This is a genomic window from Ochrobactrum sp. XJ1 (genome assembly GCF_024701725.1).
Lineage (GTDB): Bacteria > Pseudomonadota > Alphaproteobacteria > Rhizobiales > Rhizobiaceae > Brucella > Brucella anthropi.
The window spans coordinates 19046-31659 of sequence record NZ_VDGD01000019.1 but is presented as its reverse complement, the minus strand read 5'-3'; the positions used below and the strand labels follow the sequence as shown (position 1 = coordinate 31659).

Sequence of the window (12614 nt, the reverse complement as noted above, 5' to 3'; positions counted from 1 at the left end):
AAGGGCGACCTATTTCTAGGCCGCCCTTTGTCATTGGTTCAACGCAAGTTTCAGTGATGTTGCGCTGGAGCCGGTTCGCCGCCTTCATCCGATGACGCAACATATTCGCCTTCAACATCCTTCTTGGCGATGAAGGTGTAGAACATCGGCACCACGAACAGCGTGAAGATCGTGCCGATCACGATACCAGTGAAGATCACCAGACCCATCGAGTAACGTGCGGCTGCACCGGCACCGGTCGCGATGATGAGCGGTACAACGCCAAGCGCCATGGCGGCAGTGGTCATCAGGATCGGACGCAGGCGGGTTTCAGCTGCGACGATGATCGCATCCCGGCGTGAAAGACCATGCAGACGGCGTTGCTGGTTGGCGAATTCCACCATCAGAATACCGTGCTTGGTAATCAGCCCGACAAGGGTGATCAGACCGACCTGCGTGTAGATGTTGAGAGTGCCGAGACCGATGTTCAGCGGCACGATGGCACCGAAAATCGACAGCGGAACCGACATCATGATGATGAACGGATCGCGGAAGCTTTCGAACTGCGCCGCAAGCACGAGATAGATCACGATGACGGCGAGGCCGAAGGCGATCAGGATCGTGTTGCCCTGCTCCACTTCCAGACGCGACTGACCGGAATAATCCAGGAAGAAGCCTTCCGGCATCTTGGATTTGGCCAGATCGACCAGAGTTTGCAGGCCCTGCCCGGTTGTAACGCCAGGCAGCGGCAGAGCTGAAATCGTGGCCGAATTCAGCTGGTTGAACTGCTCGATTGCTGCAGGCGATGCGTTCTGGCTGATCGTGATGACCGACGACAGCGGGATCATCGAGCCGGAAACACTGCGCACATAGAAGTCGCCAAGCTTTTCCGGGTTCGAACGGTATGCATCGGGCACCTGCGTGATGATGTCATAGCTGTTCGAATCGCGGTCGAACTTCGCCACCGATGCGCCACCGGTCAGGAGACCCAGTGTCGAACCGATATCGCTGATCTGCACACCCAGCGTTGCTGCGCGGTCGCGATCGATGGTGATCGTGACCTGCGGTGCGTTGAAGGAAAGCGAGTTCTGCACGATGATATACTGGCCGGAAGCCTGTGCTTCGTTCTTGATTTCCTCAGCCAGTGCGAAAACCTGATCGGCTGGGCCAGTCGATTGGATAGCAATCGAGATCGGCAGGCCGCCACCCGTTCCCGGCAGGGACGGAGGCGCGAAGATGAATGCTTCAACACCTGCGACCTTGGAAATACGTGCGGTCAGGTCTTCCTGAATCTGCTTCTGCGAACGGGTACGCTCGTTCCAGTCCTTCAAAACCCACAGCGCGATACCGGATGTCGTGCCACCGTCCATGCCGACGATCTGGAAACGGGTCTTCAGTTCCGGAAGATCCTTGGTCAGTTCGTCGATCTGTTCGGCATAGAGATTGGTATAGGCCGAGGTTGCATATTGCGGAGCCTGGAACATCGAGAACAGCGCGCCGGAATCTTCTTCCGGTGCCAGTTCGCTCGACGTGTTCATGAAAAGGAAGCCCGTCAATCCCATCAGCGCTACGACAATTGCGAGCGTAATGCCGCGATAGTTGAGCGAGTTGGAGACACGACGGTGATACCACTTTTCGAAACGCGAGAAGGTCCGGTCGATGAACTTCTGGAACCGGGTCTGGTCGCCATGCTTGAGCATACGCGCACACATCATTGGCGAAACCGTCAAGGCGGCAACGCCCGAAATGATAACGGCGCCAGCCAGCGTGAAGGCGAATTCGCGGAACAGGGCACCCGTCAGGCCGCCCGTGAAGCCGAGTGGTGCGAACACCGCCGCCAGCGTGATCGTCATGGCGATGATCGAGCCGGTGATTTCCTTCATGCCCTTGAAGGCAGCGTCCATGGGCCGGAGGCCCTCTTCGATATGCCGGTGTATGTTCTCCAGAACCACGATGGCATCGTCGACCACAAGGCCGATGGCGAGAACCATCGCGAGCAGTGACAACAGGTTGATCGAGAAGCCGAGCGCATAAAGGAAGAAGCACACGCCGATCAACGAGATTGGGATCGTGACAATCGGAATCAGCACCGAGCGGAACGACCCGAGGAAGACGATGATGACCAGAATGACGATAGCCACAGCTTCGCCGATGGTCGTGAAGACTTCCTTGATCGAAGAGCTGATCTGCTCGGTCGCGTCATAGACGAGAACAAGCGACATGCCTTCCGGCAGCGACGCCTGGATAGACGGCAGTTCCTTGCGGACGGCAGCGGCCATGTCGATGGGGTTTGCCGCCGGTGTAGGGAAGACGCCGAGGAAGGTACCAGCCGAGCCGTTGAACGAAACGATGGTGTCCGTGCTTTTCGCAGCCAGTTCGACCCGCGCAACATCACGCAGACGAACGACGTCGTCACCCGAAGCCTTGATCGGCATGGCGCCAAAGGCTTCCGGTGTCTGCAAGGTCGACTTCAATGTGATCGACGACGACACATATTCGTTCTTGGTCGTGCCGGGCGCCGACAGGAAGTTGGAAGCGTTGATTGCCGCCAGAACTTCCGGTGCCGTGATCTGACGTGCCGCAAGCTGGATCGGGTCGAGCCAGACACGCATCGAATAGACCTGACCGCCCAGAATTTCAGCCTTTGCAACACCCTGAATGGTGGACATGCGCGGCTGGATAACGCGTTCCAGATATTCCGTGATCTGTTCGCTCGTCATATTCGGGTTCTGCGCTGCCAGATACATGGTAGCGAAGTTTTGACCCGTTCCCTTGACGATGACGGGATCATCGGATTCGTCCGGCAGGTCGCCGCGAACCTGATTGACCTTGGCGATTACTTCCGTCAGCGCCGCGTCGGGGTTTGCGCCGAGCTTCATCTGCACGGTCACCGTGCTCGACGACGGACGGCTCGAAGACGTCACATAGTCGATGTTTTCAGTCGTAGCGACCGCTTCGGCGATCGGCGCGGTGATGAAACCCTGAATGAGATCGGCACTCGCGCCGGCATAGTTTGTTGTGACCGTGATAACGGTTTCATCGACCTTCGGATATTCGCGCACCGTCAGCTGCGCGATACCCTGAAGGCCCAACAGAATGATCATGAGGGCAACTACCGTGGCAAGCACGGGTCGCCGGATGAAAATATCAGAAAAGCTCATCGGGATCGCCTATTGCTTGTCAGCCGGTTGGCCGGCCGGAATCGGATTGACGGTGTTGTCGATGTTCACCGGTACGCCGGGCGAGAGCCGGTTCTGGCCTGCCGTGATGATGATGTCTCCACCCTTGAGGCCGCTCGTCACTTCGACAATGCCGGAATAGCGGCGTCCAAGCTTGATGAAGACCTGCTGTGCGAACTGCTTCTCGCCATCTTCCGGCTTGGCATCGGCAACAGGAGCCTTGGCGGTGTTGTCGCCTTCGGCAGCCTTCGCGCCTTCCTGCTTCTGTTCCGGACGGACCGCATAGACATAGTCGCCGTATAGGCTGGAGATGATCGTGGTCTGCGGCAGAGCAATGACATTGTCTTCTTCCGGCAACTCGACGCGAACCTGCACAAACTGACCCGGTGTCAGTTCATGATCCGGATTCTGTACTTCCGCGCGCACCGAAACGAGACGGGTCGTCGGGTCGATTTTCGGATCGATACCGATAATCGTGCCGGTGAAGTTGAGTGCTTCTGCAGTCGAACCGACCTTGACGGTTTGTCCAAGCTTGATGGAGGCAAGCGACTGTTCCGGGACAGTGAAGTCGATGCGCATCACGTCGGTGTTCTGCAGCGTGGCAATGACCGTGCCGGGCGTCAGATACTGGCCGAGATCGACCTTGGAAATGCCGATAACGCCTGAGAACGGAGCCTTGACCGACTTCTGCGCCAGCGTTGCACGCATCTTTTCCACCACCGCACCGGCGGCATTGGCGACCGATGCGGTCGTATCGACATTCGATACAGCACCGACACCGCGCGTGCGCAGCGTATCGGCGCGTTTCAGGTTCTGCTGGGCAAGAACGGCTTCAGCTTCGGCGGCTGCGAGGTCCGCCTTCTGAATGCTGTCTTCCAGCTGAAGCAGCAGGTCGCCTTCCTTGACTTCCTGATTGGCCTTGAAGTTGATCTTCTGCACGAGGCCGTCAAGCTGTACGGTCAGATCGACGCCGTTGAGCGCATTGGCCGTGCCGATGGCTTCCACACCAGGCTTCCATACGCCCGGCTCTACTGTCACGGTCGAAACCGTCTGGGCGGGCTGCTGCATGTTGGCGAAGAAGTCTTTGATGGCCTGTGATCGGAACAGGTTAAAGCCAACGAGGCCTCCAACGACGATCACGAGGAATATTATTGCCAGAATAAGGCGCTTGATCATTGCGGATGCACTCCAGATGGCTCCCTGATCGATCAGGGTTGGGGGATTGGCCGCGGCGCCTTCTTTCGCAGTCACGCAAAGGTCGCGCGTATTTTACTTGAATGAAAGTGGCGAATAACTGTACCGTCTGGACGGTATTGTCAACATACGAACTGTCAGGAGACACCAGTAAATTGCTAACAAAAAAGAAGGTCTCGTCGCGCGAGCGTATTTTGCGCGCTGCTACTGAGCTTGCCCGTGAGATCGGACCCGCTCACCTGTCTCTCGATGCTGTAGCAGCCCGTGCGGGCCTTTCAAAAGGCGGATTACTTTATTCTTTTCCGACAAAGGCCAAACTGCTCGAAGCGGTGGTCGAAGAATATATGAAAGAGCACGAACACGCCATGGAGGTTCAGGAAACACTCCAGAAAGGCGATAAAAACCGCGTGGCACGGGCTTTTCTCGATGTTTACCGAGTTCAGGCCGATGATGAGCCACCGGCTTGTGGTGTCCTTGCTGCGCTTGCTGAAGATCCGGGTTTCATGGTGCCGGTTCGCCAATATCACAGGGCATTTCTCGACCGCATGATCAAGGACACGACCGATTCCGATACCGCGCTGATTGTCTACCTGGCCGTCGCGGGTCTCGAATGCTCCAAACTGATGGAATGTGAAATTCTGAACGATGAGGAACAGCGCGCCGTTCTCGTCCGTTTGGAAAACATGCTGACAGAAAACTGACAGCTATAAAGAAAAAGGGCGCCGGGCGCCCTTAATTTTAGCAAGTTTCGAATCAGAGCGCGGGAATATCACCCCTCGCCCATCCTTCCGAAGTTTCGGCGGAAAAATCGCCAAAACGCTCGTCGGCAATCGATGCGCGGATGCCCTTCATCAGATACTGATAATAGGCCAGGTTATTCCAGGTCAGGAGCATGGCGCCGAGCGCTTCACCGGATTTTACCAGATGGTGCAGATAGGCGCGGCTATAGTCGCGAGATGCCGGACAATCCGATTCCGGATCGAGCGGGCGATGATCGTCTGCATGGCGCGCATTGCGCAGGTTCACTTTGCCAAAGCGCGTAAATGCGAGGCCGTGACGGCCTGCGCGCGTCGGCATCACGCAATCGAACATGTCGATCCCGCGCGCCACCGACTTCAGAATATCGTCCGGCGTGCCGACACCCATCAGGTAACGCGGCTTTTCCGATGGCAGGATCGGGCAGACCACTTCCAGCATGTCGAGCATGACCTGCTGCGGCTCGCCGACCGCAAGTCCACCGACCGAATAGCCCTTGAGATCCATGGCCTTCAGCGCTTCCGCCGATTTCTCACGCAGACGCGCTACATCGCCGCCCTGCACGATGCCGAACATGGCCTTGCCCGGCTGATTGCCGAAAGCGACCTTGCAGCGCTCGGCCCAGCGCAGCGACAATTCCATTGCGCGCTCGGTGTTCTTTTCCGGTGAAGGCAGCGCCACGCATTCATCAAGCTGCATCTGGATATCGCTATCCAGCAGCCCCTGAATCTCGATGGATCGCTCCGGCGTCATTTCATAAGGCTTGCCGTCGATATGCGAGCGGAATGTCACGCCGTTCTCGTCGAGCTTGCGCAGTTGCGCGAGCGACATGACCTGAAAACCACCTGAATCGGTCAGGATCGGGCCTTTCCAGCCGCCGAACTCATGCAGGCCACCCAGCCGCGCCACGCGCTCGGCACCCGGCCGCAGCATCAGGTGATAGGTATTGCCAAGGATGATATCGGCGCCAAGTTCTTTCACTTGGTCCATATACATGGCCTTGACCGTGCCAGCCGTACCGACCGGCATGAAGGCAGGTGTGCGCACCACGCCGCGCGGCATGGAAATCTCGCCCTGACGAGCAGCGCCGTCGGTTGCCAGCACTTTGAATTCGAAGTTTTCGCTTGTCTTTAGATTTTCCAGAGTCATGCGGTGTCTTTAGCTTTGTCGGCCCGCTCAAGCAAGCTGCCGTCACCATAGGAATAAAAGCGATAGCCATTGCTGATGGCGTGCTCATAGGCGGCGTGCATCGTCTCAAAGCCGCTGAAGGCCGATACCAGCATGAACAGCGTCGAGCGCGGCAGATGGAAGTTGGTCATCAGCAGATCGACTGCACGGAACTTGTAGCCCGGCGTGATGAAGATATCGGTCGCACCGGCCCACGGACGGATGATGCCATCTTCGCCCGCAGCACTTTCGATCAGGCGCAGCGACGTCGTACCGACGCAGATGATCTTGCCGCCCCGCTCGTGCACAGCATTGAGCGCATCGGCGGTCCGCTGCGACACATAACCGATTTCAGAATGCATCTTATGGTCGGTCGTATCGTCGGCCTTGACCGGCAAGAACGTTCCCGCCCCCACATGCAACGTTACGAAATGTTCTTCAACGCCTTTGGCCTTGATCTTTTCCAGAAGATCCGGCGTGAAATGCAATCCGGCAGTGGGAGCGGCAACAGCGCCCTCCTCGCGGGCATAGACCGTCTGATAGTCCTTGCGGTCGCGCTCGTCTTCGGCGCGCTTCGACGCGATATAGGGTGGCAGTGGAATATGCCCGACCGATGCGATGGCCTCATCCAGCATGGCGCCGGAAAGGTCGAACACGAGAAGCGCTTCGCCCGCATCGCCCTTTTCCGCCACGGTGGCATCAAGTGTACCAAGGAAGCAGCTTGAACCGGAATGGCCGAAACGGATGCGGTCGCCCTCCTTTACGCGCTTGCCCGGACGCAGAAACGCTTTCCAGCGATCCGGACCGGTGCGCATATGCAACGTGGCGCTGACCTGCGAAATATTGCCATCGCGCTCGCGCATGCCTTCAAGCTGCGCGGGTATCACCTTGGTATCATTGAAAACAAGCGCATCGCCGGGTTGCAACAGATCGGGCAGCTCGAACACCTGTCGATCTTCGAATGGCTGGCCGGGACGGACACGCAACAATCTGGCGTGATCACGCGGCTCCGCTGGACGCAGAGCAATGCTCTCTTCCGGCAAATCGAAATCGAAAAGATCAACACGCATTATGAACCTCATGACTACGGCCCCGGTATGAACCGGAGCCGTAATTTCTCAATGAAATCGGTAGGATCAGATGTCGGCAGCGATGCGGGCCGTCACGATCGTGTCCGGATCGGCAACAGGCTCACCGCGCTTGATCTTGTCGACATTGTCCATGCCTTCAATGACCTGGCCCCAGACGCTGTACTGGCGGTCGAGCCACGGAGCGTCGGCAAAGCAGATGAAGAACTGCGAATTGGCCGAATTCGGGTTGGCCGAACGGGCCATCGAAGCAGTGCCACGCTTGTGCGGCGTGTTGGAGAATTCAGCCTTCAGATCTGGCTTGTCCGAACCGCCCATGCCCGCACGCGAGCCATTGAAATGCGCGCCGCCGGTCTTGCCGAACTTCACGTCGCCGGTCTGTGCCATGAAGCCGTCGATTACGCGGTGGAACACAACGCCGTCATAAGCGCCTTCGCGAGCCAGTTCCTTGACGCGCGCAACATGATCCGGCGCGAGGTCTGGATAGAGTTCAAGAACGACGTTGCCCTTGGTGGTTTCCAGAACGAGCGTGTTTTCAGGGTCTTTGTAAGCCATTGGGCCTCTCCTTGTATTTACTTCTTATCGTATTTTACTTTTTATCGGCCTGAAGCGTGGCCTTGATGATCTTGTCGGGGTTTTCCACGGCGCCATTATCGGCTTCGCTACCCTTCTTTATCTTGTCGACGATCTCCATGCCGCTGACAACCTTGCCGACCACGGTGTACTGGCCGTTGAGGAATGCGCCGTCCGCAAACATGATGAAGAATTGCGAATTGGCTGAGTTCGGATTCTGGCTGCGGGCCATGCCGACCGTGCCGCGCACGAAGGGTTCTTTCGAGAACTCTGCCGGAATATCGGGATAGTCGGAACCGCCGGTGCCGACGCGCGAAGCATCGAAACCCTTGTCCACGTTACCGAACTTTACATCGCCGGTCTGGGCCATGAAACCTGGAATGACGCGGTGAAATGCAACGCCATTATAGGCGCCTTCCCCGACCAGCTTTTCAATCTGGGCGACATGCTTCGGCGCGAGGTCGGGACGAAGCTGGATGGCAACGTCGCCGTCCTTCAGCTTGAGAACGACGGTGTTTTCGGCCTTGGCGGCGGAAGCCGTCTGGACCGCCCCTTGCGACAGCGCGATAAAGGCAACAGCGGCAAGCGCCGAACGGATGAAAGACATGATCGAAAAACTCCCTGCAGTCAGGATTTGAATTTGGTGTTCAAGGCGGCAGCAACAGCCGCAGGAACGAAGGGCTTTATATCGCCGCCCATGGAGGCAATCTGGCGGACCAATGTGGCGGTAATTGTGCGTACTGCCGGGTCTGCCGGCAGGAACACGGTCTGCAATTCCGGCGCCATAGTGCCGTTCATGCCCGCCATCTGCATTTCATAGTCGAGATCGGTGCCATCGCGCAAACCACGCACCATCAATTGTGCGGCATGTTTGCGTGCTGCATCGATGACCAATCCGTCGAAGGACATGACCGAAACCCGGCCGGCATCCTTGCCCAATATGGCCTTGGAGCTTTCACCGATGAGCGCCACACGTTCCTCGAAGGTGAAGAGAGGTTTTTTGCCGGGATGAACGCCGATCGCGACAATAACCTCGTCGGCAAGGCGCAAGGCACCTTTGAGGACATCCATATGGCCGTTTGTCACCGGGTCGAAGGAGCCCGCATAAATCGCGATCGTCATTTCTTCCAGCTAGCCTTTTCTGACGGGATTTTCAACAAGAACCACTGCGATAAGAAAACAGAAACCAAGAAACCAGATGAACGCGATATGAACAGCGATTTCACGACAAGTTCACAACCGATTTACCAAGATAGGTGCAAGTTTGGTGCAACCTTTTCGCTTCTGAAGCGTATGTATGTCGAAAGGATAACACGATGATGATCTTTCTTCTGGCATTATCCATGATGGTCGCGATGGCTGCATCGGCAATCATACTCCTTCTCGAAGAGAACGAGTCCAAACGTCAGCGCGTGCGTCAGGTGACATTTGACATCAACAGCTTGCGCAACATGCGTTCGCGCTAAGTATTAGCAGCCGAGTTCACGCAATAGCGTTGGAGCTTGCTGTGAAAGAGTTTCTGTGATCGCCAATTCCTCCAGTCTTGGCATCTGAAAAAGGCCGATGGTTCCCGCCATCGGCCTTTTTCATTGATCTATATAAAAAGCCCGGGTCCGTTGGTTTGTCGCATTATCCGATGCAAAACTGTTTCACACTTTTGGCTCGAAAATGCTCTAACCCGGGCTTCTTTATTATTCTTCGGTGTCCGCGATTGGTGCTTCGCCTTCAGAAGCTGCCTCGCCCTCACTGCCGTTTTCTTCATCGCTATCCGTTTCGGATATGCGTTCGACCGAGACAACCTTTTCGCCATCCGCCGTGTTGAAGATCGTGACGCCTTTGGTGGAACGTCCGGCAATACGGATACCGTCAACCGGTACGCGAATGAGCTGTCCGCCATCGGAAACAAGCAGAATCTGGTCGCTCGCCTCTACCGGGAACAGGGCAACGAGCTTGCCGATTTCGTCGGTCTTCGACGTGTCGGTAGCGCGGATGCCCTTGCCGCCACGGCCTGAAACGCGGAACTCGTAGGACGAGGAACGTTTGCCGTAACCGTATTCGCTGACAGTCAGCACGGTTTCTTCGCGGGCCTTCAGCTCCTGATAGAGCTCTTCGGTCAGTTCCGCATCGGTTCCGACTTCCTCGCCGACAACCACGATGTCGTCTGCGTCGTCCGCACCCTGCGCCCGGCGCTCGGTAATCGAACGCTTGAGATAGGCAGAACGGGTTGATGCATCGGCATCGACGTGATGCAGGATCGCCATGGAGATGACCTTGTCGCCATCGGCCAGATTGATGCCGCGCACGCCGATCGAGTTGCGGCCTGCGAAGACGCGCACATCGGTAACCGGGAATCGAATGCACTGGCCACCGGCACAGGTCAGAAGCACATCGTCGAGTTCCGTACAGGTATCGACCGAGAGGATTTCATCGCCCTCGTCTTCGAGCTTCATCGCGATCTTGCCGTTGCGGTTGACCTGAACGAAGTCGGACAACTTGTTACGGCGAACCGTACCGCGCGTGGTTGAGAACATGACGTCGAGATTTGCCCAGGATTCTTCATCCTCCGGCAACGGCATGATTGTGGTGATGCGCTCGCCCTGCTGCAACGGCAGCATGTTGATGAGCGCCTTGCCGCGCGACTGCGGCGTGCCGACGGGCAGACGCCAGACCTTCTCCTTGTAGACAATGCCACGCGAGGAGAAGAACAAAACCGGCGTATGCGTATTGGCGACGAACAGGCGGGTGACGAAATCCTCGTCCTTCGTGGCCATGCCGGAGCGGCCCTTGCCGCCACGGCGCTGCGCACGATAGGTCGTCAGCGGAACGCGCTTGATATAGCCTGCATGGCTGACGGTGACGACCATATCCTCACGGGCGATCAGGTCTTCGTCATCCATTTCGGCGCCACCGAAACCGATTTCGGTGCGGCGTGGTGTGGCGAACTCGTCACGAACCGCAATCATCTCATCCTTGACGATCGTCATCACGCGCAGGCGCGACGAGAGAATGTCGAGATAATCGCGGATTTCCTCGCCGATCTTGTTCAGTTCGTCCGCCACTTCGTCGCGACCGAGCGCGGTCAGGCGCTGCAGACGCAGATCGAGAATGGCACGAGCCTGTTCTTCGGAGAGGTTATAGGTGTCGTCTTCATTGATACGATGGCGCGGATCGTCGATGAGACGGATCAGCGGAGCCACATCGGCTGCAGGCCAACGACGTTCCATCAACTGCTCGCGGGCCGTCGTTGGATCGGGCGCACGACGGATGAGTGCAATCACCTCATCGATATTGGCGACCGCAATTGCAAGGCCGACCAACACATGCGCGCGGTCGCGCGCCTTGTTGAGCAAGAACTTTGTGCGGCGCGTCACGACTTCCTCGCGGAAGGCAACAAAAGCGCGCAGCATGTCGAGCAGATTGAGCTGTTCCGGCTTGCCGCCGTTCAGCGCCACCATGTTGCAACCGAACGAGGTCTGCAGCGGCGTGTAACGATAGAGCTGGTTCAGAACGACATCGGCAACGGCGTCGCGCTTGAGTTCGACCACAACGCGATAGCCTTCGCGGTCGGATTCGTCACGCAGATCGGAAATACCTTCGATGCGCTTGTCGCGCACCAGTTCGGCCATTTTCTCGATCATCGAAGCCTTGTTCACCTGATACGGGATCTCGGTGATGATAATGGCTTCGCGGTCACTGCGCATCGGCTCAATGGTGGCGCGTCCGCGCATGATCACCGAACCGCGCCCAGTCGTGTAGGCGGAATTGATGCCTGCGCGTCCGAGGATGATGCCACCGGTCGGGAAATCCGGACCAGGGATGATCTCAATCATTTCTTCCAGCTGAATAGCCGGATTCTCAATGAGCGCTACGCAGCCGTCAATGACTTCACCGAGATTGTGTGGCGGAATGTTGGTCGCCATGCCGACAGCGATACCGCCCGAACCGTTGACGAGCAGGTTCGGGAAGCGTGCAGGCATAACCACAGGTTCCTGCTCGCGGCCGTCATAATTGTCCTGGAAGTCGACCGTGTCCTTGTCGATGTCCGACAGGATGGATTCGGTAAGCTTTTCCAGACGGCATTCGGTGTAACGCATCGCTGCCGGCGGATCGCCGTCGATGGAGCCGAAATTGCCCTGCCCGTCGACAAGCGGATCGCGCATGGAGAAATCCTGCGCCATACGCACGAGAGCGTCATAAATAGAAGCGTCGCCATGCGGGTGATACTTACCCATGACCTCACCGACCACACCCGCCGACTTACGGTACGGGCGGTTATAGGCGAGGTTCATCTCGTTCATGGCGTGGAGAATGCGGCGATGTACGGGCTTCAGGCCGTCGCGCACATCGGGCAGCGCACGGCTCACGATAACGCTCATCGCGTAATCGAGATAGGAGCGCTGCATCTCCTCGATAATGGAAATCGGTTCGATACCGCTAGGGCCGCCGTTTGGGCCACCATTCATATCGTCGGAACCGGGTGGAGGCGTTTGATCTGACACTATTCAGATTTCTTTCTCAACAGAATCGATAAAGTCACTTTATAACGGAAACCAGCAAAAAACGCCAATTTCACGACCGTTTCGGCGGGCTATTTCCGTCTGTTAATTCAATGACTTAAAAGATATTCACATAAAGATTGAGCAACGATGTTGCCCGTACTGGCGCTTTGCGTCGACCA

At 57.1% G+C, this 12614-nt stretch carries 10 protein-coding genes; 2 read left to right on the top strand and 8 right to left on the bottom strand.

Annotation, left to right across the window (positions count from 1 at the left end; genetic code table 11):
* Positions 1 to 50: 50 nt before the first annotated feature.
* Positions 51 to 3140, bottom strand: coding sequence for an efflux RND transporter permease subunit (locus FG152_RS24100; RefSeq protein ID WP_010660110.1), 3090 nt, complete (start codon positions 3138 to 3140; stop codon positions 51 to 53).
* A 9-nt stretch (positions 3141 to 3149) separates the two neighbouring features.
* Positions 3150 to 4334: an efflux RND transporter periplasmic adaptor subunit gene (locus FG152_RS24095; RefSeq protein WP_498988848.1), complete on the bottom strand. Its 1185-nt coding sequence runs from the start codon at positions 4332 to 4334 to the stop codon at positions 3150 to 3152.
* Positions 4335 to 4435: 101 nt separating this feature from the next.
* Here FG152_RS24095 and FG152_RS24090 point away from each other — a divergent pair, with 101 nt between their 5' ends.
* The gene (locus tag FG152_RS24090; protein ID WP_373418770.1) at positions 4436 to 5053 is read left to right on the top strand and encodes a TetR/AcrR family transcriptional regulator; all 618 of its coding nucleotides are present in this window, start codon (positions 4436 to 4438) and stop codon (positions 5051 to 5053) included.
* Positions 5054 to 5105: 52 nt separating this feature from the next.
* Here FG152_RS24090 and tgt read toward each other — a convergent pair whose 3' ends face one another.
* The 5 genes from tgt to coaD form a co-directional block, all read right to left on the bottom strand.
* Entirely contained in the window at positions 5106 to 6257 is a 1152-nt protein-coding gene (tgt, locus tag FG152_RS24085; RefSeq protein ID WP_029924848.1) for a tRNA guanosine(34) transglycosylase Tgt, read from the bottom strand.
* On the bottom strand, positions 6254 to 7345 hold the full coding sequence (queA, locus tag FG152_RS24080) for a tRNA preQ1(34) S-adenosylmethionine ribosyltransferase-isomerase QueA (protein WP_029924850.1): 1092 nt from the start codon (positions 7343 to 7345) through the stop codon (positions 6254 to 6256). The genes tgt and queA overlap by 4 nt, the downstream gene beginning before the upstream one ends.
* A gap of 66 nt (positions 7346 to 7411) precedes the next feature.
* On the bottom strand, positions 7412 to 7918 hold the full coding sequence (locus FG152_RS24075) for a peptidylprolyl isomerase (RefSeq protein WP_012092069.1): 507 nt from the start codon (positions 7916 to 7918) through the stop codon (positions 7412 to 7414).
* A 34-nt stretch (positions 7919 to 7952) separates the two neighbouring features.
* Positions 7953 to 8543 carry a peptidylprolyl isomerase gene (locus tag FG152_RS24070; protein WP_029924852.1) on the bottom strand — a complete coding sequence of 197 codons (591 nt, stop codon included), beginning with the start codon at positions 8541 to 8543 and terminating at the stop codon, positions 7953 to 7955.
* Positions 8544 to 8563: 20 nt separating this feature from the next.
* Positions 8564 to 9058, bottom strand: a complete 495-nt coding sequence (gene coaD, locus FG152_RS24065) for a pantetheine-phosphate adenylyltransferase (protein WP_029924854.1) — start codon at positions 9056 to 9058, stop codon at positions 8564 to 8566.
* A gap of 194 nt (positions 9059 to 9252) precedes the next feature.
* On the opposite strand from coaD, the gene FG152_RS24060 reads away from it, so the two are divergent.
* Positions 9253 to 9402 (top strand): hypothetical protein, encoded by a 150-nt coding sequence (locus tag FG152_RS24060; protein ID WP_010660118.1) that lies wholly within the window; start codon positions 9253 to 9255, stop codon positions 9400 to 9402.
* Between the two features lie 225 nt (positions 9403 to 9627).
* Here the strand turns inward: FG152_RS24060 and gyrA are convergent, their stop codons facing one another.
* Entirely contained in the window at positions 9628 to 12399 is a 2772-nt protein-coding gene (gene gyrA / locus FG152_RS24055; RefSeq protein ID WP_498988845.1) for a DNA gyrase subunit A, read from the bottom strand.
* Positions 12400 to 12614: the final 215 nt, after the last annotated feature.

Bases quoted from the DNA above. Each gene is read 5' to 3' on its own strand.
- FG152_RS24100 (WP_010660110.1), bottom strand. From the start codon at position 3,140: ATGAGCTTTTCTGATATTTTCATCCGGCGACCCGTGCTTGCCACGGTA.
- FG152_RS24095 (WP_498988848.1), bottom strand. From the start codon at position 4,334: ATGATCAAGCGCCTTATTCTGGCAATAATATTCCTCGTGATCGTCGTT.
- FG152_RS24090 (WP_373418770.1), top strand. From the start codon at position 4,436: ATGAAAGTGGCGAATAACTGTACCGTCTGGACGGTATTGTCAACATAC.
- tgt (WP_029924848.1), bottom strand. From the start codon at position 6,257: ATGACTCTGGAAAATCTAAAGACAAGCGAAAACTTCGAATTCAAAGTG.
- queA (WP_029924850.1), bottom strand. From the start codon at position 7,345: ATGCGTGTTGATCTTTTCGATTTCGATTTGCCGGAAGAGAGCATTGCT.
- FG152_RS24075 (WP_012092069.1), bottom strand. From the start codon at position 7,918: ATGGCTTACAAAGACCCTGAAAACACGCTCGTTCTGGAAACCACCAAG.
- FG152_RS24070 (WP_029924852.1), bottom strand. From the start codon at position 8,543: ATGTCTTTCATCCGTTCGGCGCTTGCCGCTGTTGCCTTTATCGCGCTG.
- coaD (WP_029924854.1), bottom strand. From the start codon at position 9,058: ATGACGATCGCGATTTATGCGGGCTCCTTCGACCCGGTGACAAACGGC.
- FG152_RS24060 (WP_010660118.1), top strand. From the start codon at position 9,253: ATGATGATCTTTCTTCTGGCATTATCCATGATGGTCGCGATGGCTGCA.
- gyrA (WP_498988845.1), bottom strand. From the start codon at position 12,399: ATGAATGGTGGCCCAAACGGCGGCCCTAGCGGTATCGAACCGATTTCC.